This is a genomic window from Parafrankia sp. FMc2, from assembly GCF_041008525.1.
Taxonomy (GTDB): Bacteria; Actinomycetota; Actinomycetes; order Frankiales; family Frankiaceae; genus Parafrankia.
Genome location: NZ_JBFLUG010000098.1, coordinates 1 through 21,745, shown reverse-complemented (window position 1 = coordinate 21,745; position 21,745 = coordinate 1). Strand labels below are relative to the sequence as shown.

At 71.5% G+C, this 21,745-nt stretch carries 17 protein-coding genes; 9 read left to right on the top strand and 8 right to left on the bottom strand.

Annotated features, from left to right (window positions below; genetic code table 11):
- The first annotated feature begins 4 nt into the window (after nt 1-4).
- The 8 genes from AB1460_RS26145 (at nt 5) to AB1460_RS26110 (ending at nt 9,994) form a co-directional block, all read left to right on the top strand.
- Nucleotides 5-1,321, top strand: a complete 1,317-nt coding sequence (locus tag AB1460_RS26145) for a polysaccharide pyruvyl transferase family protein (protein ID WP_368964762.1) — start codon at nt 5-7, stop codon at nt 1,319-1,321.
- Nucleotides 1,322-1,323: 2 nt separating this feature from the next.
- Nucleotides 1,324-1,809, top strand: coding sequence for an SRPBCC family protein (locus AB1460_RS26140; protein WP_368964761.1), 486 nt, complete (start codon nt 1,324-1,326; stop codon nt 1,807-1,809).
- Entirely contained in the window at nt 1,809-2,912 is a 1,104-nt protein-coding gene (locus AB1460_RS26135) for a fatty acid desaturase family protein (protein WP_368964760.1), read from the top strand. Before AB1460_RS26140 ends, AB1460_RS26135 begins: the two co-directional genes overlap by 1 nt.
- Nucleotides 2,909-3,739: a hypothetical protein gene (locus AB1460_RS26130; protein ID WP_368964759.1), complete on the top strand. Its 831-nt coding sequence runs from the start codon at nt 2,909-2,911 to the stop codon at nt 3,737-3,739. Before AB1460_RS26135 ends, AB1460_RS26130 begins: the two co-directional genes overlap by 4 nt.
- Nucleotides 3,736-4,887 (top strand): 3-oxoacyl-[acyl-carrier-protein] synthase III C-terminal domain-containing protein, encoded by a 1,152-nt coding sequence (locus tag AB1460_RS26125; RefSeq protein ID WP_368964758.1) that lies wholly within the window; start codon nt 3,736-3,738, stop codon nt 4,885-4,887. The genes AB1460_RS26130 and AB1460_RS26125 overlap by 4 nt, the downstream gene beginning before the upstream one ends.
- A 130-nt stretch (nt 4,888-5,017) precedes the next feature.
- Nucleotides 5,018-5,770, top strand: coding sequence for an ABC transporter ATP-binding protein (locus AB1460_RS26120; RefSeq protein WP_368964757.1), 753 nt, complete (start codon nt 5,018-5,020; stop codon nt 5,768-5,770).
- A gap of 5 nt (nt 5,771-5,775) precedes the next feature.
- Nucleotides 5,776-8,100 carry an ABC transporter permease gene (locus AB1460_RS26115; RefSeq protein WP_368964756.1) on the top strand — a complete coding sequence of 775 codons (2,325 nt, stop codon included), beginning with the start codon at nt 5,776-5,778 and terminating at the stop codon, nt 8,098-8,100.
- Between the two features lie 25 nt (nt 8,101-8,125).
- Complete coding sequence (locus AB1460_RS26110) at nt 8,126-9,994, top strand: AMP-dependent synthetase/ligase (RefSeq protein ID WP_368964755.1); 1,869 nt, start codon at nt 8,126-8,128, stop codon at nt 9,992-9,994.
- Between the two features lie 46 nt (nt 9,995-10,040).
- On the opposite strand, the gene AB1460_RS26105 is transcribed toward AB1460_RS26110, so the two are convergent.
- Both AB1460_RS26105 and AB1460_RS26100 read right to left on the bottom strand, forming a co-directional pair.
- Nucleotides 10,041-12,344 carry a WD40 repeat domain-containing serine/threonine protein kinase gene (locus AB1460_RS26105; protein WP_368964754.1) on the bottom strand — a complete coding sequence of 768 codons (2,304 nt, stop codon included), beginning with the start codon at nt 12,342-12,344 and terminating at the stop codon, nt 10,041-10,043.
- A 253-nt stretch (nt 12,345-12,597) separates the two neighbouring features.
- Nucleotides 12,598-13,029, bottom strand: coding sequence for a nitroreductase/quinone reductase family protein (locus AB1460_RS26100; RefSeq protein WP_368964753.1), 432 nt, complete (start codon nt 13,027-13,029; stop codon nt 12,598-12,600).
- Between the two features lie 427 nt (nt 13,030-13,456).
- Here AB1460_RS26100 and AB1460_RS26095 point away from each other — a divergent pair, with 427 nt between their 5' ends.
- Entirely contained in the window at nt 13,457-14,719 is a 1,263-nt protein-coding gene (locus AB1460_RS26095; protein ID WP_368964752.1) for an amidohydrolase family protein, read from the top strand.
- A gap of 43 nt (nt 14,720-14,762) precedes the next feature.
- On the opposite strand, the gene AB1460_RS26090 is transcribed toward AB1460_RS26095, so the two are convergent.
- The 6 genes from AB1460_RS26090 to AB1460_RS26065 form a co-directional block, all read right to left on the bottom strand.
- The gene (locus tag AB1460_RS26090) at nt 14,763-15,746 is read right to left on the bottom strand and encodes an NADPH:quinone oxidoreductase family protein (RefSeq protein WP_368964751.1); all 984 of its coding nucleotides are present in this window, start codon (nt 15,744-15,746) and stop codon (nt 14,763-14,765) included.
- Nucleotides 15,747-15,791: 45 nt separating this feature from the next.
- A complete protein-coding gene (locus AB1460_RS26085; protein ID WP_368964750.1) occupies nt 15,792-16,592 on the bottom strand; it encodes an enoyl-CoA hydratase-related protein in 801 nt (266 codons plus the stop codon).
- A complete protein-coding gene (locus AB1460_RS26080; protein ID WP_368964749.1) occupies nt 16,589-17,614 on the bottom strand; it encodes a phosphotransferase family protein in 1,026 nt (341 codons plus the stop codon). The genes AB1460_RS26085 and AB1460_RS26080 overlap by 4 nt, the downstream gene beginning before the upstream one ends.
- Nucleotides 17,611-18,912 carry an acyl-CoA dehydrogenase family protein gene (locus tag AB1460_RS26075; protein ID WP_368964748.1) on the bottom strand — a complete coding sequence of 434 codons (1,302 nt, stop codon included), beginning with the start codon at nt 18,910-18,912 and terminating at the stop codon, nt 17,611-17,613. Before AB1460_RS26075 ends, AB1460_RS26080 begins: the two co-directional genes overlap by 4 nt.
- Nucleotides 18,913-19,031: 119 nt before the next feature.
- Complete coding sequence (locus AB1460_RS26070; protein ID WP_368964747.1) at nt 19,032-20,837, bottom strand: diguanylate cyclase domain-containing protein; 1,806 nt, start codon at nt 20,835-20,837, stop codon at nt 19,032-19,034.
- Between the two features lie 83 nt (nt 20,838-20,920).
- On the bottom strand, nt 20,921-21,583 hold the full coding sequence (locus AB1460_RS26065; RefSeq protein WP_368964746.1) for a TetR/AcrR family transcriptional regulator: 663 nt from the start codon (nt 21,581-21,583) through the stop codon (nt 20,921-20,923).
- Nucleotides 21,584-21,745: the final 162 nt, after the last annotated feature.

Sequence of the window (21,745 nt, the reverse complement as noted above, 5' to 3'; positions counted from 1 at the left end):
CGACATGACCAAAGAGAGGACCAGTACTCCGCGTGTGCTGCTGCTGGGTTACCTCGGCGCTGAGAACACCGGGTCGGAGATCCGTCTGCTGACCATCATCGAGGACGTTCGCGCCGTCTTCGGTCCGGACGTGGAGATCACTGTCGGCACCGCGAGCCGCGCCAACACCCTCCGGCTGATCACGGAGTCGGCGACGCTGTCCGTCGTCGAGATCCCCTACGTCTACCCGGCCGCCGTGCGGCGACTCACCGCCCGCCACGACGTGGTCATGCTGGTGGAGGGCAGCCTTTTCAAGGACAGCTGGAGCAGCGCGCTGCTCTATCTGTTCCTGTGGGGAGCCTGGACCGCGCGCCGGGCGGGTGCTGCCACCGTCGCCTACGCCGTCGACGCCGGCCGCATGAAGCCCGTGAACCGTCTGCTCACCCGGCATGTCGCACGGTCGATGGACCTGATCATCGTCCGGACGGCGGCTGCCCGCGACACCCTGCGCGAGGCCGGGGTCACCCGGTCGGTCCTCGACACGACCGACACCGCGTTCCAGTACCGGCACAGCGCCCCTCGCCCGGCCGGCCGCTCCCCGCGCGTCGGTCTGGCGCCGGTGAACTTCCACGTGTGGCCGGTGCGGGCCCGTCCGTGGGGCAGCCGCGAGCTCCGTTACCACTGGCCGTACTACTACTCCTGGAACGCTGAACGGGCCCGGCGCACCCAGGAGCTGGTGGCAGCCTGGTCAGACCTGCTCGTCCACGTCGTCCGGGATCGTGGCTGGGAGGTGCAGCTCGTCGCGATGGAGGCCCTGGACACCCGGATCTGCCGCCAGATCCTCGACACGCTGCCGCCGGAGGTGCTCGACCGCACCCACGCCAGCTTTGCCGGGCAGCGAACGGCCCGCCAGATGGTGGCCGACCTGCGTGGTCTGGACTACCTGGTCACCTCTCGTTACCACGCGTGCGTTCTGTCCATGGAGACGTCCGTGCCACAGATGGCTCTCCACCACGACGAGCGGCTCGCCAGCATCTACGGCGAACTCGGTATGTCCGATCTTGCGATCGGGCACGACACCCCCCACCTCGCCACCGCACTGCGCGCCGGTTTCGACCGTCTGGTGGCCACCGGCGAGGACCGCCGCTCCCGACTCGCCGAACGCCTGGCCTCCTACTACCTGCCACGGTGTGCGGGGAACCGGGACCTCCTGCGGGCCTGGGCGCACGACGCAGGATGGGCGACAGTCGCCACGCCCCAGCCCCAGCCGCAGCCCCAGCCGTTTCCGACCCTGCCGCGCCAGCCGGTCTCCGCCACCTCACTTGTGAGGGCAGCGGAATGACCATGTTGATCTACAGTTCGGACCTGCCCGCGCCGGTGCCCGAGGTCTTCCGCCACTGCACCAGCAGCATGGGTTTCGAGCAGCTGTTCCCCTACCGGGTCCGCTGGCGCAGCTCGCTGGACAGGTGGTGCAAGGGCGACCTTCTGCACTTCCGGTACCGGCTGGCGCCCGGCCTGTGGCTCACCCACCGGGCAGAGGTCGTCGAGTACCAGGAGAACGTGCGCTTCGTCGACGAGATGGCGGGCGGGCCCTACCGGCTGTTCAGGCACGTTCACCTGTTCGAGCCGAGGCCTGGTGGCGGGACGAGGGTCATCGACCACCTGCAGGTGGTCACCCGGTTCGGGCCGCTCGTCGACAGTCTGCTGTGCCGGGTGCTGCTCGCCTCGACGTTCCGGCGGCGGCACGCGGCACTCGAAGCCCACTTCGCGCCGACGGGTGGCGTGGGTGAGGCCGTGGGCCCGTCGAGGGCCCCTTCCGGGGAGGCGTGATGGAGACCGTGCGGTTCAGCCGCTCACGGGTGGCCCTGCGCGATGCGGGTCTGCTGCGGGTCAGTGACGTCAAGGGCCTTGCCACGGTGCTGGGGGAGTGTCTGCTGCTGGTGGCGATCGCGTGGGGTCTGCACCGCACCTCGCCCTGGAGCCCGGCCTTCCTCGCCCTGGAGGTCCTGGCCGGGATCTCGGTCTTCCGGTGGTTCGTCATCCTGCACGAGAGCGGCCACCGATCCCTGTTCACACGGGTCGGGGCCAACTCGGTCAGCGGGCACCTGGGAAGTGTGTTCTGCCTCATTCCGTACTACTCCTGGCGGCACATCCACTTCCTGCACCACCGTTGGGTCGGGGTGATCGACAAGGATCCCACCCAGGCGCACCTGCTGGCGCTGTGGAAGGCGGGACGGGTACAGAACACGCTTTTCCGGCTGGTCTGGCGGCTGTGGCTGCCGATCCCCTTCATCAAGTTCCTGTTCGAGGTCTTCTGGGGATATCCGGTGCGGCCGGCCGGGATCCCGGGCCACAAACCGGCGCGGGGCTGGTTCTCGAACGCGGTGTGCGTCGTCCCCCACGTGACCGCGGCCGCCGTCGTCGGCCCGGCCGCCTGGGCGACCTACTTCCTCCCCATGCTGGTGGTGTTCTACGTGGTCATCGAGAACATGAACCTGCCGCAGCACTCGGAGCTCTTCCCGTTCCTTTCCGACGCGCACCCGGCACCGGTGCCCTTCGCCGAGCAGGACGCGTTCACCCGTTCCACACATCTGCCCGACTGGCTCGGCGTGGCGCTCGCCCTCAACTTCAACCGGCACACCGAGCACCACCTCTTTCCCGGGGTGCCCTGGTACTCCCTGAACAAGGCCCGTCGACACCTGCGGGGCGAGGGCTACCGGCAGCCCTTCGAGGTTCCGTTCCTGGGTTTCATGTGGCGGCTGCGCCGGCGCGACCCCATCGAGATCTTCCGGGACGCGCTGCCCCGTCCGCTGCCCGCCGGCCGCGCCGCCGGGCCCGCCATGGTGCCGTCCGCCACGGCGTCCCCCACGACGGCGTCCCCCACGACGGCGCGCACCGCGGCGCCGGCCAGGACCGCTGGAGAGCTCCCTTGACGACGATCGACCTTCTGCCGAGCCGGTCGCTCGACGAGCCGACCCGCAGCGGCGTCGCCCACGTGTTCGCGTCGAGCTTCCAGGCCGCCGAGCCCGGCCGTGTCATCGACCGGTACACCCGCGCCGTCGACGAGATCTTCGTCGCCCGCGAGGGAGACGACGTGGTCGGTTTCCAGTTCTTCCAGCGTCGGCGCGTCGCCGGCCGCACGGTGCTGCACTTCAGTCTCGCCGGCAGGCTTGCCGACCCTCGGTTCCGCGGGCTCCAGGCCAGGTTCGGCCACCTCCTCATCCGGCGGGCGGTCCTGCGCATCCCTCCGTGGCGGCCGGTGTTCCTCGCCGGCGTGACAAACAGTCCGCGCAGCTACCGGAACATGCGTGCGGTGGGCGGCCGCTGCTTCCCGGACGTGCTCGCTCCGCAGCGCGCCAACCCGTTCGGGTCCTGGTACGCCGACACCGCGGCACACCTGGGCGTCACCACGGTGAGCGACCGCGGGCTCGTCCCGGACCGTATGCGTGACCTGGGCTACGCCCTGCGCTCGGAGCCGGCTCCGGCCCACCCCACGGGACGGGCCTACGACGACTACGTCGCCGGTAACCGTGACGACGGGCTGTTCGTCGTCGTCGAGCTCCTGCCGGTGCGTGACCTGCCGCCCTATCTCCTGGGACGCCGCCCCAGGATTCCGCGGCAGCCCACTCGCGACGGCACCGGCACGCCGCCGGGGAACCCGGCAGCGGCAGAAAGACCAGCGGCGGCAGAGAAGCCAGCAGCGGACGAGGAGCCGGCAGCAGCAGAAAAGCCAGCGGTGGGCGGGGAGAAGGCGGGGTGACCGGGCTCGACATCCTCGCGGCCATGCCACTCGATGGCGACCGCCACCTCGTCCGGGTCACCAACGACGACATGCGGGCGATGGTCGACCAGCGGCTGCGGCCCAAGCTGACGGACGAGTTCGTCGAGCTTTACCACAAGCTCCTCGCCAGCAGCCGCAGCCGCTACTTCGCGGACTTCGCGGTCGACGACACCCACAGCGAGACCTACCAGCAACGCTACGAACGGTACCGGCGGCGCACCGGCGAGCTGGCGGTGCGATGCGTGCGCGAGCTGCTCGACCGCTCCGGCGTCGACCCGAGGAAGATCAGGGCGGTCGTCACCAACACCACGGTCGGCGGCATGGTGCCGAACCTCAGCTCGATCGTCGGCAACAGCCTCGGCCTCCACCCCCGGGCCCGGATCGTCGACCTCGGCTACATGGGATGTGCCGCGGCCCTGCTGGGGCTGGAGCTGGCCGGCGACCTGCTGCGCCCCGGCGAGCTCGGCCTGGTCGTGTCCAGCGAGCTGACCTCCGTGATGGCCAACCCGCTGGCCGACACCGCCGCGAGCCTGGTGGCGAACACGGTGTTCGGTGACGGTGTCGGGGCCTTCCTCGTCGCCCGCCGGCCGCACCGCCACACACCGCTGCTTCGCATCCGGGGACACGCGGGCAGCGTCCTCACCGATGACGAGGCACTGTCGACGATCACCTACGAGCCCAACGCCGTCTACCACGAGATCCGGCTGGCGAACACCATTCCCGCGGTCGCCGGCAGGGGCGTGCGGCTGGTGATGGAACCACTGGTGCGCCGCCATCTGACCACGACCGCGCAGAAGGCCCGTTATCTGGTCGACCGGCAGATCCCCCAGTGGCAGCGCAACGTCGACTTCGCGGTGCTGCACACCGCGGGCAGCAAGGTGCTCCGTGAACTGACGGCGGCGCTCGCGCTGCGTCCCGAGCAGGTCGACCACAACTTCCGGGCGTTCGACCGGTACGGGAACACCTCCTCGGCGTCGCTGTACTACGCGCTGGACGAACTGCTGCGCGGCAGCGGCGGCCCGCGTCCCGGCCAGACGCTTCTCTTTCTCGGCTACGGCAGCGGGTTCTTCACCCGGGGCAGCGTGATGGAGGTCCGCGACCCCGCGGGGACGCGGGCGCGGGCATGACGCCAATGGCGCCGCGCGCCTCGGGTCGCGGGGAGGAACAGCCCCGGTCTGCCCGCACGGAACGGCCAGAGCGCCGTCCAGAGCGCTGTCCAGGACGTGGCCCCGGGCGCGTGGAAAGGAGAGTGACCGGGTGACCGGACCAGTGGTGGAGGCCAGCGATCTGTCCTACGCCTACCAGGGCACGGACGGACCGGTGCCGGTGCTGCGCGGCACCGACCTCACCGTGCGCGGCGGGGAGTTCGTCGTCATCGTCGGGCCGTCCGGTAGCGGGAAATCCACGCTGCTGACTCTGCTCGGCGGCCTGGAGCACCCTCAGGCCGGCACGATCCGGGTCGCCGACCGTGACCTGCGCACGCTGGGGGCGAAGGAGCTGGAGAGCTTCCGCCAGCATGTCGTCGCGTTCGTCTTCCAGTTCTTCAACCTGCTCCCGACTCTGACCGCGCGGGAGAACGTCCTGCTCGGCCTGGAGGCGATGGTGCCCATGCCGCGGGACGCCCGGCAGCGTGCCGACCAGTGGCTGGACCGCGTCGGCCTGGCGGCGAAGCGGGACCGCTTTCCCGGGCAGCTCTCCGGTGGAGAGCAGCAGCGCGTCGCGATCGCGCGGGCGCTGGCGAAGGAGACCCCCCTGATCCTCGCCGACGAGCCCACCGGGAATCTGGACGAGGAGACGGCCGCCGCCGTGCTGGAGCTCTTCGTCGCGGCGCAGCGCATGAGCGGGTCGGCGGTGGTTCTCATCACCCATGACGCGAAGATCGCCGCCCGTGCCGACCGGGTGGTCGAACTGACCCGCGGGCGTCTGCGCGAGGCCCCGCGGGTGGCGCGGTACGGCGTGGAGTGGCCGGCCGGTTCACCGCCGGCGCAGGCCGGCCGCGGGCCGGCGTGAGCCCGATGGCACTCCTCGATACCAAGCTGTGGCGTGATCTCTGGTCGGTCCGGGGCCGGGTACTCGCACTGGTCCTGATCCTCGGCAGCGGTGTGGCCATCCAGTTCGCGATCGCCAGTGCCCTGCACGACCTGCGGGCGACACAGGACACCCTTGTCCGCCAGCTCCACACGGCCGACCTGGAGGTCCAGGTCGAGCCGGTGCCCACCGCGGATCTTCCCGACGCACGCGCCCTCGGCGACGTCGCCGACGTCGAGTCGCGCCTCCTGCTGCCGGCCTCGCTCACGCTGACCGACGGGACATCGCTGGCCGGTGAGCTGGTCTTCCAGCCGGCGCAGCCGCGGATGAACCAGTGGAAGCTGCTCGACGGCCGCGTCTTCGCCCCGGGCGCCGACGAGGTCGTCGTCGACCGCTCGCTCGCCGAGCACCAGGGCCTGCGCGTCGGCGACCACCTGACGGTGGCCGCGTTCGGGCGGCAGTGGACCCCGGCGGTCGTCGGTATCGGCACCAGCGCCGAGTTCATGGTGACGACGGTCAACCCGGACTACGTCGTCGCGGAACCAGGCTCCCTCGGCGTGCTGTGGGCCGACCCGGGGCGGGCAGCCGACATCACCGGCGCGGCGCTGACCGACAGCCTGCTGGTCCGCCTTGCTCCCGGTGCCGATCCGTCGGCTGTGGGCCTGCGACTGTCCCGGCAGCTCGAGTCGGCCGGCGTGGGCGTGGTCAGCGTGACCCCCCGCCTGGACGGCTACAGCTACCGCAGCGTCCGTGACGACCTCAACGCCTTCGCCGCCTACAGCCCGGCGATCGTCCTCACCCTGGTCGGGCTGTCGATCGTGCTCGGAATCCTGACGTTCCACCGGTTCGCCGTCGACAAGCGGCGCGAGTTCGGGATCATCGCGGCGCTGGGGTACCGGCGCCGCCGGGTGCGGTTCGCACTCGTCCGGCTCGGTCTGGTGGTCGGCGTGCTGGGTGGGGTCGTCGGGCTGATCCTCGGCATCGGGGTCGGCTGGGCCTTCGCCGAGGTCTACGCCAGCGGCATGGAACTGCGCGATGTCACCCACTCCATCGACCCGGCCCTCGCCGCCATCGCGGTCGCGATGGGCATCGCCGCCGGGGCCGTCACGCTGCTCGTCGCGAGCATCCCCACGCTGGCGACTCCGCCGCGGCAGCTGCTGTCGCCCGTCCCCGCCGTCAGCCGGGCCCCCGGCCGCGGCCGGACACTGCTGCGGCTGCCCCTCGCCGTCCGGCACGGTCTGCGCGGCCTGACCCGGGCCCGGCTGCTCACCCTCACCTCGATCCTGGCGATGGCCGGCTCGGTGGCGGTGGCGATCAGCTACGGGCTCGGCATGACCTCGACGCTGGAGACCGTCAACGGAGCCTTCCGGGACGAACGCTGGCGCTATGCGGTGGACCTGCGCCAGCCGCAGCCCGAGAGCCAGGCACGGGCGGCGATCGACGGCCCCGGCCTGGCCGCCGCGGAGCCCTACCAACGCACCACCGGGGAGCTGCGCGCCGGGGACAGGGCCGCCCCCGCCCTGCTGGTCGGTCTGACGTCCTCCCAGGGCATGCACCTCGTCACCCCCGCCCGCGGGCGCGCCGCGACCGCCGCCGACGAGGTCGTCCTCAGCGACGACCTGGCCGGGCAGCTCGGCGTCGGCCTCGGCGACGAGATCAGCGCCGCCAAGGGACGGGCCACGCAGCGGGTACGGGTCGTCGGTATCACCAACGACATCTACCTGCGTCAGGCCACCCTCACGCTGCCGGCGCTCCAGCGGCTGGGCACCACCCCGGACGTGGTCTCCGGCTTCTACGTGGACGCCGGCCCGGACTACGCGGACGCCCTGCGCACGCAGACCGCCACCATCGCCAGGGTCACCAGCAAGGACAGCATCACCAGCGCGTTCGAGACGTCGATCGCCGAGATGATGGGCATCATCTACATCGCGATCGGGTTCAGCGTCGGGGTGTCGATCCTGTTCGTGACGACACTCATCCACATCCAGATCGTCGAGCAGCGCGGCGAGTTCGCGACCCTGCGCTCACTGGGGCTCTCCGGCCGGCGCATCCGCACCGTCATCATGACCGGCGTCGTCGCCCAGCTTGTGGCCTCCCTTGTGCTCTCCGTGCCGCTGGCGTTCGGGCTCGCGCGCTACCTCAACGCCCGGATGGGACAGGCGTGGTTCGCGGTGGACGTGCACGTGGGCTGGCCCGACTTCGCCTGGCCGATGCTCGCCGCGATCGTCGTCGCCCCGGTCGTCGGCCTGCTCGGGCAGCGGGCCGTCATGCGATGGGGGATCGCTGATCATCTTCGTACTCGGTCGACCTGACCGGCCGGAACCCGAGAGGACCATCGTGACGCTCCACACCGCCCCGCTGCCCGTCCCGGCGGCATCCGTCCCGGCGGCATCCGTGCCGGCGGCGCCCGTCCTGTCCGGACCCGACGCCGAGTTCGACCTGCGGGTGATGTCGGACCTGCCGTTCCTCGCGGCAGCGAGGTTCGGCGAACGCGTCGCCGTCCGGTACCGCGACGGCGGCGCGTGGCGGGACCGGACCTTCACCGACGTCGCCACCGACGCGGCGGACCTCGCCGCCGGCCTGGTCGCCCTGGGCGTGGCGCCGCGGGACAGGGTCGCCATCCTGGCGAACTCCCGGCCCGAGTGGAGCCGGGTGGCGTTCGCCGCGCTGGCGGTCGGGGCCGCGGTCGTGCCGATCTACCCGACCAGCTCTCCGCAGGAGTGCGCCGGGATCCTGCGGGACTCCGGCGCGGTGCTGCTGGTCGTGGAGAACCTCGGGGCACTGGCGCGCCTCGGGCTGACCGCCGGCGCGGTGCCCGGCCTGCGGACGGTGCTGACCATGGAGGACGCGCCGGCCGGCTCCGAAGTCGATGCTCCCAGTGCTCCCGAGGCCCCGGCTCTGGTCGGGGTGACCGACCTGGCGACGCTCGGCGATGCCGCCAGGCGCGGCGGGCACCGGGACGCCGAGGTGGCGCGGCTGCGGCGAGCGGCCGTCACGGTCGACGAACCCTGCCTGATCATTTACACGTCGGGGAGTGCCGGCCCGCTCAAAGGCTGCGTCCTCACCCACGGCAACCTCGTCGCGGGCTGCGGGACGGCCGCGGAGCTCGGCTACTTCAGCCCCGACGACGTCGTCTACCTGTTCCTCCCGCTGGCGCACATGTTCGGCCAGATGATGCAGTTCGGTGCCCTGCGCTTCGGGGCGACGCTGGCGTACTTCGGCGGGGACATCACGCAGGTGGTCAGCGAGCTCGCCGAGGTCCGGCCCACCGTGCTCCCCGCGGTCCCCCGGCTCTTCGAGAAGATCCACGCGCGGATGTCCGCGATCCTCGCCCCGAGCCAGGCCCCGAGCCAGGCCCCGAGCCAGGCCGACGCCCACGACGTGCTGGCACCCGTACGCGCCGTCCTTGGTGGCCGGGTACGGCTCGCCCTGTCGGGCACCGCCCCCGTCTCGCCGGACGTGCTCGAGTTCTTCCGGGCGGCGGGTGTGCCTGTGCTCGAGGGCTACGGCATGACGGAGAGCACCGGACTGGGCACGGTGAACCGCTTCGAGGACAACCGGGTCGGGACGGTGGGCACGGCGGTTCCCGGCCTGGATCTGGCGATCGCCGCCGACGGCGAGATCCTGCTGCGCGGCCCACACGTCTTCGCCGGGTACTGGGGCGACCCGGCGGCGACCGCGGAGGTGCTGCGCGACGGCTGGCTGCACAGCGGGGACCTCGGGCATCTCGACCCGGACGGCTTCCTGACCATCACCGGCCGCCGCAAGGATGTCATCATCACCGCCGGCGGCAAGAACGTCGCCCCGGCGGTGCTGGAGAACCTGCTGCGCCAGTCACGCTGGATCTCGCACGCCGTCAGCTACGGTGACCGCCGGCCCTACCTGGTGAGCCTGGTGACCCTGGACGAGGAGGAGATCGTGGCCTGGGCGGGGGAGCGGGGACTCCCCGCCGACCTTCCCGGCCTCGCGGTGCACCCCCAGGTACGGGCGCTGGTCGGTGGGATCGTCGACGCTGCCAACCAGCGGGTCGCCCGGCCCGCGCAGATCAAGCACTTCGCCGTCCTCCCGCGCGATCTCTCCCGGGAGGCCGGGGAACTCACCGCCACCGGCAAGCTCCGACGCGCCGTCATCCACCGCCTCCACGCGGACCGCTACGAGGCGCTCTACGACCAGCCGCCAGGCCGGGAGGCTGGCGCGTCGTACTAGGGCGTACCGCGCGGGGAGTACGGCGGTCGACGCGGCCCGGCGGCGTTCATCTGTTCTCCGGTGGCGTCGTGTCGGTCAGCCCCGCCGCGTTCCACAGCTGGATCGTCCCGTCCTTGCCGCCGGTCGCCAGGATCCGCCCGTCCGGGGAGAGGGCCATCGACAGCAACCAGTCCGTGTGACGGGTGCGGATCGGGCCCACATAGCGCGCGTGCTCGCGGTCACGGACGTCCCAGACGCCCACCGTGCCGTCGTAGCTGGCCGTCACGACCGTGCGCCCGCCCGGCAGGAAAAGCGCCGTCCACAGGGTGCTCTGGTGGCGTCTGAGGGGCTTCCCGAGGAGGCGCGGGTGCCGGCGGTCGGTGACGTCCCACACCCGCAGGTCGGTGTCGGCGCCGCCGGTGACCATGGTGCGCTGGTCCGGGGACAGGGCCAGCGCGTTGACATCACCGACGTGGCCGGAGGACAGCACGCTGAGCGGCTCCGGCCGCGTGGGGTCGGCCACGCTCCAGAGACGGACCGTCGAGCCCTCGCCTACCCGTCCCAGAACGGCGCCACCGACGTCCGCGCCCACCAGCCGCGCGAGCCGCGTGCGGCCGGGAATGGGCGGGCCGAGCGGGGTCGGCCGCTGCCGGTCCGTGACGTTCCACAGCGTGGTCTGGGTGGGGCCCGCGCTGGCCAGCGCCGATCCGTCGCCGAGGAACACCACCGAGACGAGCGTTTCCGGGTATCTGGGGCCGCCGACGTCGACGGACAGCGGCGCGCCGAGGGAGAACGGCGCCCTCGGGTCGGTGACGTCCCAGAGCCGTACTGTGCCGTCCCAGTTGCCGCTGGCGAGCGTCCTTCCGTCCGGTGAGAACGCCACCGACGTCACCCCGGGGCTGGTGCCGGGCAGGGGCGGTCCGATCGGGTACGGCGCGGCCGGGTCGGACACGTCCCACAGGCGCGCTGTCCCGTCCTTGCTGCCGCTGGCGAGGATCCGCCTCGCCGGCGACGGCGTCGGCGGCAACGGCGAGGGCGCGAACGCGAGGGACACCACCCAGTCGGTGTGCTCCGTCAGCGGTTCGCCCAGCGGGGCGGCGAGGACGCGGGGCTGGTCGTGGCTCAGGGCGACGGCGAGCACGGTGCCCCCGGCCACGACGGCGATGAACAGCAGGGCGAGGCTGGCGGTGAGAAGGCGGCGCGGCGGCGGGGTCCGGTGGGAGCGCGGCCGGGCGTGCCGCCGCTGGCCGCCGCCGTCGCTGCTGCGCGACTTCCCGGATACTGCGCCCGAATTCCCGTCCCCGGCCCTGGCCCCGTCCCCGGCCGCGGCCGGGGACGCCGATGCCGATGCCGGCGCCGACGCTGATGCCGAGCTCGCCGGACCGGGTGCCCGGCCGCGCGCCGGCGCGTCGCCACGTGCGGCTGACGGGAGCACCGCGCCGGCGACGGCCGGCGGCTGCTCCCCAGCGAGGGAAGCCGGTGTGGTCGAGGTGGTCGTGGCGACGCGGACGTCCTCGTGGAGATGGACCGGCACGTCCGCCCGGGCGAGCCAGCCCGGACCGTAGGCCGCGGCGGCGGCGCCCGCAAGGGCGATCGCGAACCCGCGGGCGGTCTGCGGGCGGTCCGCGGGATCCTCGGCCAGCGCGGCCTGGATCACTGCCCGGATCGGCCCGGGAACGGCGCGCAGCGCAGGCGGCACCGGATGCTCGCGGCCGTCCGAGGCCAGCAGCGGGCGAGGCGGGATGGGGCCCGGCGGCACCTCGCCGGTCAGCAGGAGGTGGAGCACCACGCTGAGCGCGTACACGTCGGTGGCCGCGCTCAGCGGGCCGCCGCGGAGCTGTTCGGGGGGCATGAAGTGCCGCGTCCCGACCAGGGTGCTGGTGGGGCCCGCCGCGCCGCTCATGAGCTTCGCGATCCCGAAGTCGGCCACCTTCACCAGGCCGGTCGTGTCGAACAGCATGTTCTCGGGCTTGATGTCGCGGTGCAGGATGCCCTTGGAGTGCGCGCAGGTGAGGGCGTCGGCGACGGCCAGGCCGACGGCGCAGGCGTCGAGCTGGGTGAGGACGCCCTTGCGGTCGTCCAGGGTCCCCCCGGCCATCATCTCCATGACGATCAGATGCAGATCGTCCGTCTGGACGTAGTCGTGCACCCGGATGATGTGCGGATGATCGAAGCGGGCCAGGATCCGCGCCTCGACCGACGAGTCGAGGGCGTGGTGGCGGCGCCGGGTCGGCATCACCTTGATGGCGACGACGCGGTCCAGACCACGGTGGCGGCCCTCCAGGACGAACCCGAAGGCACCCGAGCCGACCTCCGGGCCAAGGTCGTACGCGGGCAGCGCCGCCGCCACCCGCTCCGGATCAATGAACACGACTGGGGCCTGACTCTCGGACAACATTCCCGGCGATCATCGTGAACCGACCGTTCCCGGCACGATCCGTGATCATAGGGAGGCATCCGGAGGCCCTCGCGGCAGGGCGTTTGCGGCTCGCAATGCGCGCATCCAATAGGTCGGAACGTGCGTCCGCGGCCGGGCGAGCGGAACTCGTTCCCGCGCAGCGCCCGGCACCCGGAACGCCCGGTGCCCGGAGTGGAGGACCCCGGGCACCGGGCGGCGGCCACGGTCAGGCGTCGCCGGTGGGGATGAGCGCCACGACCGGGATGACGCGGGACGTCATCCCCTGGAAGTGCTCGAACTGTGGGTTCCGGGCGGCCTGGCGCGCGTAGATCATGCCCCGTTCGCCGGCCCCGAGCTCGACGGCCGTCACCTGGAGGACCTTGCCCTCGACCTCGATGGTCGCGTTCGGTTCGGCCCTCAGCTGGCCGAGCCAACGCGGGTCCTCGTCCGCGCCGTCGTTGGCGGCGAAGACGTAGTACCGGCCGTTCGCGGGGTAGAAGTTCAGGGGGCACACGTGCCGCGAACCATCCGGCTCGGGGCCGCTGTCCAGCAACAGCAGCGTGGCACCTTCGAAGAGACCCGTCGGGCGGCCCCCGTTCGCCCGGAACTCGTCGATGAACTCCTGGATCTCCTGCGCGCTGTACAACTTCCTGCTCATCAGCCCGCCTCTGTGTCGTCCTGCCATCAGCTCTTCACAAAGAGCACCCTGATTACGTCCCGGTCGCGGTCCACCACGGTGCGACGCCGGTCGCACCGGCCAGGTGCCCTCGGTCTCGGCAATCCGGACGGCAATCCTCCGATTCGATGGCGTCTGACGTGCGCGTCAGTCATGGTTGATCAGGGGGAACGGCAGGCCGAGCGGCGCCGACGACCCGCGCGGGCAGCCGGGGCGGCGGGTGTCGCAGGGCGTGGCGGGCTGGTGTGACGCATGGGCACGGCCAGGCAACGGGCTGCTTTCCAGCGGTCAGGTCTGGCCGACTACGCAAACTTCTTGGCCGAATGCGCGGAGACGGTCAGGGTGGGAAAGCGTAGAAGTAGAGGTGTGGTCGGGAGCACACTCCCGAATCAGGCGGTCGAGGAGGAACATGAACATCGACGACATGGTCCTGGTGAGCATCGACGACCACGTGGTCGAGCCGCCGGACATGTTCAAGAACCACGTCCCGGCGAACCTCGTGGACCAGGCGCCCCATGTCGTGCGCAACGACAAGGGCGTCGATCAGTGGATCTACCAGGGTCGGGTCACCGGTGTCAGCGGCCTGAACGCGGTCGTGTCCTGGCCGGCGGAGGAGTGGGGCAAGGACCCGGCCGGGTTCGCGGAGATGCGCCCGGGTGTCTACGACATCCACGACCGGGTGCGGGACATGGACCGCAACGGCATCCTGGCCTCGATGTGCTTCCCGACCTTCGCCGGGTTCTCGGCAGGTCACCTGAACCACTACAAGACCGACACCACGGTCACCATGGTCCAGGCGTACAACAACTGGCACATCGACGAGTGGGCGGGCACCTACCCGGGCCGGTTCATCCCGCTGGCGCTGCTGCCCACCTGGGACCCGCAGCTGATGGTGAACGAGATCCGCCGGGTCGCGGCCAAGGGCTGCCGGGCGGTCACGATGCCCGAGCTGCCGCACCTGGAAGGGCTGCCCAGCTACCACAACCTGGACTTCTGGGCGCCGGTGTTCGAGGCCCTGTCCGACTCCGGCATGGTGATGTGCCTGCACATCGGCACCGGCTTCGGCGCGCTCAAGCTGGCCCCGGACGCCCCGATCGACAACCTGATCATCCTGGCCTGCCAGATCTCCTCGCTCTGCGCGCAGGACCTGCTGTGGGGCCCGGCGATGCGCAGCTACCCCGACCTGAAGTTCGCGTTCTCCGAGGGCGGCATCGGCTGGATCCCGTTCTACCTGGACCGCTGCGACCGGCACTACACCAACCAGAAGTGGCTGCGCCGTGACTTCGGCGGGAAGCTGCCCAGCGAGGTGTTCCGGGAGCACTCGCTGGCCTGCTACGTCACCGACCCCACCTCGCTGAAACTGCGCCGCGAGATCGGCATCGACAACATCGCGTGGGAGTGCGACTACCCGCACTCCGACTCGATCTGGCCGGAGGCGCCCGAGTTCGTCCTGAACGAGCTGGAGCAGGCCGGCGCGAACGACGAGGAGATCAACAAGATCACCTGGGAGAACGCCTGCCGCTTCTTCAACTGGGACCCGTTCACGGAGCTTCCTCGCGAGCGGGCCACCGTGGGGGCACTACGGGCCACCGCCACCGACGTCGACACCGCCATCCGCTCCCGCAAGGAGTGGGCGAGGCTCTTCGCCGAGCGGCACGCGCACAGCGGCTGAGACACGGCAGGCCCGGCCCGGTTCTGTACCGACCGCCCAGTGCCTAGCGGCCGGGCGCGATCTCCAGCACGGTCTTCCCGACGGCGTGGCCGTCGGCGACGTGGCGCAGCGCCGCCGCGCTGTCGGCGAAGGCGAAGGTCGCGCCGATATGCGGGGTGACCGTTCCGCCGGCGAACAGCGCCATCAGCTCCGCCTCGTTGCGCCGCAGCTCGTCCGGGGCGTGGATGCCCAGGTCACGCAGCTGCATCCCGCCGATCTCGATGCCCTTGAGCAGCACCAGATTGAGCGGAATCCGGGGGATCGTCCCCGAGGCGTACCCGACCGTGACGAAGCGGCCGCGCCAGCGCAGGGCGCGCAGCGCCGGCTCGGAGAGGTCGCCGCCGACCGGGTCGAGGACGACGTCCGCCCCGCCGGGCAGGGTCTCCTTCAGCGCCGTGCGCAGGTCGGAGGAACGGTGGTCGACGAGATGGGTCGCACCGTTGGCCGCGGCGGCCTTCAGTTTCGCCGCGGATGACGCCACCGCGGTCACCGTGGCGCCGAGAGCCACCCCGAGCTGGACGGCGGCGAGCCCCACCCCGCCGCCGGCGCCGAGCACCACGAGCTGCTCACCCGGCTGGAGCCGCGCCACCGACCGAAGCATGTGGTACGAGGTGCGGTGTGCCACGCCGAACGCGGCCGCCACGGTGTCGGGGATGCCGTCCGGCGTGCGGGTGATGCTCTCGGAGCGGCCGAGAGCCACCTCCCCGAAGCCGCCGACAATGCCGGTGCCGAACACCCGGTCGCCGGCCGCGACGCTGGTCACGCCCGCGCCGACACTCTCGACGACGCCGGCGAACTCGCTGCCCGGGACGAACGGCGGCGGGACCTTCACCTGGTACTCACCGGCGACCAGCAGGACGTCCGAGAAGTTGACGGCCGCCGCGTTCACCCGTACCGCGACCTGGCCGGGACCGGGCTCCGGCGCCGGGAACTCCTCGACCCGCACCACCTCGGGCGGGCCGTACTCACGGCAGACCGCGGCCCGCATCTCAGGCCCGCCCGGCGGGTGCGGGCGAGAGCGCGGGCCGCGCCATCAGCGTCCCTTCCACTGCGCGGGGCGCCGTTCGACGAACGCCGCCGCGCCCTCCTTCGCGTCCTCGCTCGGGAAGACGATGGCTGACAGCTCCGAGGACCGTTGCCGGGCGCGGGCGGGATCCTCCGCGGACAGCCGGACGATCTCCTTCGTCGCGGCGACGGCCAGCGGGCCGTTCGCGGCGATCCGCCCGGCGAGCTCCAGGGCCGTCTCCAGCACCTGCGCCGGCTCGGTCACCCTGTTGACGAGCCCGAGCTGCTGGGCGCGGGCCGCCTCAAAGGTGCTGCCGGTCAGCGTGAGCTCCAGCGCGAGGGCCAGCGGAAGCCGGCTGCCGACCGCGACCGCGCCGCCGCCCGCGGCGAACAGGCCCAGCTTCACCTCGGGCAGGCCGAACTTCGCCCCGGAGGACGCCACCACGAGGTCACAGGCGAGCAGCAGCTCGAAGCCGCCGCCGACCGCCGTCCCGTTCGCGGCACCGATGACGGGGATGCGGACGTCACCGGCGAGCAGCCGGTCGAAGGTCGCCTGGCCCTCCTTGTCCGTCGCCCCCGAGGTGGAGAAGTCCGTTCCGGAGGCGAAGGCCTTGAGGTCCATGCCCACGCTGAACGCCTTCTCACCAGTGCCGGTGAGGACGGCCACCCGGATCTCCGGGTCGGTCTCGGCCACCAGCAGGGCGGCGCCGATCGAGGTGAGCAGCGAGGGGGTCAGCGCATTGCGGGCTTCCGGCCGGTTGACGCGGATGACCAGGGTCGGCCCGACGCGTTCGGTGACGAGTTCGGGGGCCTGGGGTGTTTCGCTCATGATTTGTAGTCCGTCGATTCGGCGAGGTCTGCGGCTTCCTTCATGGCCCCGAGCACGACCGGTCCGAACGACTGGAGCTTCACGTCGTCGCCGGCCCGCTGGTAGCCCTGCTCCAGAACGATGGCGATCTTGAACTTGGCGAGGATCAGGTAGTAGTCGAAGTCGTCCACCTGCCGGCCGGACACCTCGGCGTAGTGCGCGAGGAGCTGCGACTTCGTCGGCATCGCGTAGAGGTCGGCGTACCCCTTGCCGGTCAGCTCCGGCGAGCTCGTGTCCTCCGGCCAGCTCTGCAGCATCCAGGCCAGGTCGAGCTTGGGGTCACCGACGGTGCCCATCTCCCAGTCGACGATGGCGGCGAGCGCCGCCGGCGCGCCGTGCCGGAACATCACGTTCGCGAACTGGTAGTCGCCGTGCATGAGGCCGGGGACGAAGTCGATCGGCCGGTTCGCGCGCAGCCAGGCGGCGGCGGTGTCGAAGCCGGGCAGCTCCCGCTTCTTGATCCGCTCCAGGAAGGACGTCCAGCGGTCGACCTGGCGCTCGTGGAAGCCGTCGGGCCGGCCGAGGCCCTCCAGGCCCCGCGCCTTCCAGTCCACCTTCGACAGCAGGGCGATGCCCTCGGTGAGCTGGTAGGACAGCCCCTTGCGGGCCTCCAGGTCGGAGTTGAACGGCTCGGGCCAGACGCCGCGCTTGTCCATCGGGGACCAGCCGTCGACGAAGCCCATGATGTAGAAGGTGCGGCCGAGCACCGCGGGGTCGTCGCACATGCCGATGGCCGCGGTGTGCGGGACGTCCGTCCCGTCCAGCGCCTCGATGATGCGCCACTCCCGCAGGATGCCCGCGTCGCGGCTGGCCGGGGCACCGGCGGGCGGGATCCGCAGGGCGCCGTGCAGGTCACCGCGCCGGATCTCGTAGATCTCGTTCTGGGTGCCGCCGGAGACGTAACGGTGCTCGAGGGGCTCGCCCCTGCCGGGGAGCCCGGTCTCGTCGAGCCAGCGGGTGAGTCGGTCGACGTCGATCGTCACAGGTTCCCCACCTCGGTGTCCAGGAACTCGGCGTACTTCTCCCGCGCGGCGGCGAGGCGCCTGGGCAGGTGTTCGGTGGGCCACAGGTCGTCGCTGGGCTTGTAGTCCCGCAGGACCTGCTTCGCGACGGTGACCTTGTGGACCTCGGTCGGCCCGTCGGCGAGGCCCATGACGAAGCCGCCCATGATCATCTGGTGGAACGGCATCTCGTTGCTGGCGCCCAGGGCGCCGTGGACCTGCAGCGAGCGCGCGGCGATGTCGTGCAGGACCGAGGGCATCACGATCTTCACGGTGGCGATGTCCTTGCGGACCTTGCGGTAGTCGTTGTGCTTGTCGATCGACCACGCGGTGTGGATCACGAGCAGCCGGAACTGCTTGAGCTGGGCGTACGAGTCGGCGATGAAGCCCTGGACGAACTGCTTCTCCGACAGGAGGCTGCCCTGGGTGCGCCGGCTCAGCGCCCGCTCGCACATCATGTCCAGCGCCTTCTGCGCGAGGCCGATCGTGCGCATCGCGTGGTGGATCCGCCCGCCGCCGAGGCGGGTCTGGGCGATCGCGAACGCCTGGCCCTCGCCGCCCAGCAGCGCCTCGCCGGGAACCCGCACGTTCTCGTAGTGGATGAGGGCGTGGTGGCCCTCACCCAGCGGCTCGCCCGGGAGCCCGACGTTGCGCACGATGTTGATGCCCGGCGTGTCGGTGGGCACCAGGAACATCGACATGCCGTGGTAGGCGCTGACGTCCGGGTTGGTGACCACCATGACGATCACGAAGCGGGCGGTGCTGGCGTTCGAGGAGAAGAACTTCCAGCCGTTGATGACCCAGCCGTCACCGTCGCGCTCGGCGCGGCAGGTGAACTGCGTCGGGTCGGAACCGGCCTGGGGCTCGGTCATCGAGTAGGACGAGAAGCACTCGCCGTCCAGCAGCGGCTGCAGGTACTGCTTCTTCTGCGCCTCCGTGCCGTAGTGCGCGATGATCTCGGCGTTCCCGGTGTCCGGCGCCTGGCAGCCGAAGATCAGCGGCGCCCAGCTGGACCGGCCGAGGATCTCGTTCAGCAGCGACAGCTTGAGCTGCCCGTGCCCTTGGCCGCCCAGCTCCGGCCCCAGGTGCGTGGCCCACAGGCCGTGCGCCCTGACCTGCTCGCGCAGCGGTGTGATCACCCGCCGGAGATTGTCGTCCGGCGGCACGAACTGCAGGTTCGGCCAGGCGAGGTCGAGGGGCTCGACCTCCTCACGGACGAAGGTGTCGGCCCAGTCCAGCTGCGCCTGGTACTCGGGCTCCGTCTCGAAATCCCACGACATCGTCGGCACTCCTCTCAGCGCGGTCAGAATAACGTTCTCCAGACTCGGAACACAACTTCCGATATTCCGGAACGGGGGTCTTTGGATCTCCGCGGAGGTCAACCGGGAGAGTGTGGAAGTCAGCCGGGAGAGTCCAGTGCCGGCGTGTAGACGGCCGGTGATCCGGAGCGCTGTGCCTTCGCCGCGTACATCGCCAGGTCGGCGCGATGTAGCAGGTCCTCGGCGGACACGGCCTCGGTCGCGGGGTCGACGGTCACCAGACCGACGCTGAGGGCGGCCGCGTAGGAGACGCCGGCCAGGCGAACCGGCTCGCGGGCGGCCTCCACCAGCCGCAGGCCGACCGAGGTCGGGTCGCGGGCACTGTCCGCGCCGAGCAGGATCGCGAACTCGTCGCCGCCGAGGCGCGCGACGGTGTCGGACGCGCGCACGCCGGCCGAGAGGCGTCCTGCGGTGATCCGGAGCAGATCGTCCCCGGCCGCGTGGCCGAGAAGATCATTGACGTGCTTGAAGTCGTTGAGGTCGCAGAAGAGGACCGCGACCCGTCGGTCGCTGTGGGCAGACCCGCCGGGTTGCTGGTGCAGCGCCGTCTGGAGGCGATCGGTGAACAGGTTCCGGTTTGCCAGCCCCGTGAGGGAGTCGTGGAACGCCTGGAAGCGCAGGAGCTGCTCCTGTAGCTCCACCTCCCCGAGCAGCCGGGCGTTCTCGGCCATGGTGAGCATCTGCCGCGCCAGCGCCAGCAGGAGCAGCCCGAGCAGGGCCCACATCTCCCGCAGGTGACCGATCCTGTCCACGGTGAACGTGGTCAGGGTCGCCGCCGCCGCGGCGGTGAGGGGCACGTAGGGCAGGAGGGTGTGCCAGCGGCGTAGTCGCGCGGTGATGAGGTGGCGGTCCGCTTCTGCTTCCGCCGGGCTGGGTGCCGAGGCGGGCGGGGGGTCGGGGCAGAGCGCCGCGAGGCCGGTGAACAGCGCACCGGCGACCATCGGCAGGCTCGCGGCGGCCGGGACGGACGTCGCCCCGCACACGGCCAGCAACCCGTGCCACACCGCGGCGACCAGGAACGCTGCCATGCCGGCGCGCAGAAGCCGGCGACCACGGTGGTTCTGGGGCTGGCGGAACACCGCCACCAGCAGCAACGCCACGGTGATCAGCAGCGCGATCGCCGCCAGGATGATCGAGTAAGTCGGGCCGTTCATGAGTGGAACGTCGTTCTGCCGCGCGCTGCGGAGGATCGCCGGACCGGCGAGCAGCGCGATGCATCCGACCATGATCAGACAGTCCAGCAGCATGATCAGGTACCAGTAGCTGGCATGCCCAGGAGGATCGACCGGATCGACCGGATCGACCGGATCGGCCTGCCAGGCCTGGCAGGCCGGCGGATCCCTCGCGCCGTCGGTCGGGCTTCCGTCCGCTGCCGGCAGGTCGGCTCCGGCTGCTTCGGCAGTGGCGCCCGACCCGGTGGGCGGGCGCACCGGTGCCGGCGTCTCCGGGACGTCGGCGGTGCCGGCGTCGTCGGTGGAATGCACCGGGTAGGCCAGCATGCCGGCCCCGCCGACGACCAGCGCGACCAGGCACACCGCCGTCAGCGGAGCCAGGCGGTGGGGGAACACGGCGATCGCCGCGGCGAACATCATGATCGACACCATGAGTCGCCATCGGCGGTCGGGGCCGTGGCGTGGCGCACCGGTGATCATGCAGGCCAGACCGGCCAGCGAGAGGCCCGCGGCGGCGAACGGCCGGGCGACGTCGACCCCGGCCGGGCCGCGCAGGACGCAGACGAGGATCCCGGCGGCGCACATCAGCGCGGCGCAGCCGGCGGCTGCCCAACGAAAGAGCCGGCGGCCCGGCGGATCGGCGCAGGGCCGCGCGGCGCGCTGCCGGGCGGTCTCCTGCCGGGCCGCGCCCCTGGGCCGGCGGCTGCGATCCACCCTCCGGTTCCTACCTTCGGATCACAGGAAATACACACATTGTGACCGAGGGTGGTTGCTCGGCGTCTAGGCCGGGCCGGGGCTCAGGTGGCGGGCGGCCGCGGTGCCGGGCTGATGACCGAGACACAGAAGTCGACCAGATGGCGCTGTTCGTCCTCGCTGGGCATGGTGCCGGGCCCGACATGGCGCTGCATGGTGCCGAGCACCGCATCCTGGATGACCCGCGCGTCAAGATCCGGCCGGGCTCGGCCAGCCGCGGTCAGCGGGGGGACGAGGAGCTCGCCGAGCTGGTCGTCGAGCGTGGCCCGCCCCGGTATCGACTCCCCGGCCCGGGCGAGCAGCCGGTTGACGGTGATGCCCTGCTGGGCCACCGCCGGTCGGGTGATCTGGGCGATCATGCCCTCCACCCAGGCGGTCAGCTGCCCGGCGGGATCGGGCTTCTTCGCCATCTGGTGGCGCAGGTAGGAGCGGACCAGCACGATGCCCCGTTCGAGCACAGCGTGCATGAGATCGTTTTTGCCCGCGAAGTAGCGGTAGAAGGTCTGGTTGGATGTCCCGGCCTCGGCCACGATGTCGGCGACCTTGGGGTCGGCGGGGGCGACCCTGACGGCGACCCGGAGGGCGGCGTTGAGGATCTGCTCGACCTCGGTCAACGCGTCCCGCTGGTGCCGGTTCAACGCCCGGTCGACGGCAGCGCGTACCGAAGCTGGCGCATCCTCCCATTCCACTCCGACAGTGTCGCTCACGTCGCTGTCCTTCTGGGTCCGGGATGCGGGCAGGGCGAGAACGTTCTTCTCTTCGGATAAGAAGTATATTCTGCGCGCCGTTCCGGCGGGTGGTTCGGCGTCGGGACCGCGAGGCGGCCGAACCGAGTGGCACGCCAGGGTGGTGCCGGGCTGTCTCCTATA

What these genes read in the sequence shown, in the direction of transcription:
- AB1460_RS26090 (WP_368964751.1), bottom strand. Translation starts at nt 15,746, where the DNA reads ATGCGGGCCGCGGTCTGCCGTGAGTACGGCCCGCCCGAGGTGGTGCGG.
- AB1460_RS26115 (WP_368964756.1), top strand. Translation starts at nt 5,776, where the DNA reads ATGGCACTCCTCGATACCAAGCTGTGGCGTGATCTCTGGTCGGTCCGG.
- AB1460_RS26135 (WP_368964760.1), top strand. Translation starts at nt 1,809, where the DNA reads ATGGAGACCGTGCGGTTCAGCCGCTCACGGGTGGCCCTGCGCGATGCG.
- AB1460_RS26085 (WP_368964750.1), bottom strand. Translation starts at nt 16,592, where the DNA reads ATGAGCGAAACACCCCAGGCCCCCGAACTCGTCACCGAACGCGTCGGG.
- AB1460_RS26075 (WP_368964748.1), bottom strand. Translation starts at nt 18,912, where the DNA reads ATGTCGTGGGATTTCGAGACGGAGCCCGAGTACCAGGCGCAGCTGGAC.
- AB1460_RS26140 (WP_368964761.1), top strand. Translation starts at nt 1,324, where the DNA reads ATGTTGATCTACAGTTCGGACCTGCCCGCGCCGGTGCCCGAGGTCTTC.
- AB1460_RS26095 (WP_368964752.1), top strand. Translation starts at nt 13,457, where the DNA reads ATGAACATCGACGACATGGTCCTGGTGAGCATCGACGACCACGTGGTC.
- AB1460_RS26145 (WP_368964762.1), top strand. Translation starts at nt 5, where the DNA reads ATGACCAAAGAGAGGACCAGTACTCCGCGTGTGCTGCTGCTGGGTTAC.
- AB1460_RS26100 (WP_368964753.1), bottom strand. Translation starts at nt 13,029, where the DNA reads ATGAGCAGGAAGTTGTACAGCGCGCAGGAGATCCAGGAGTTCATCGAC.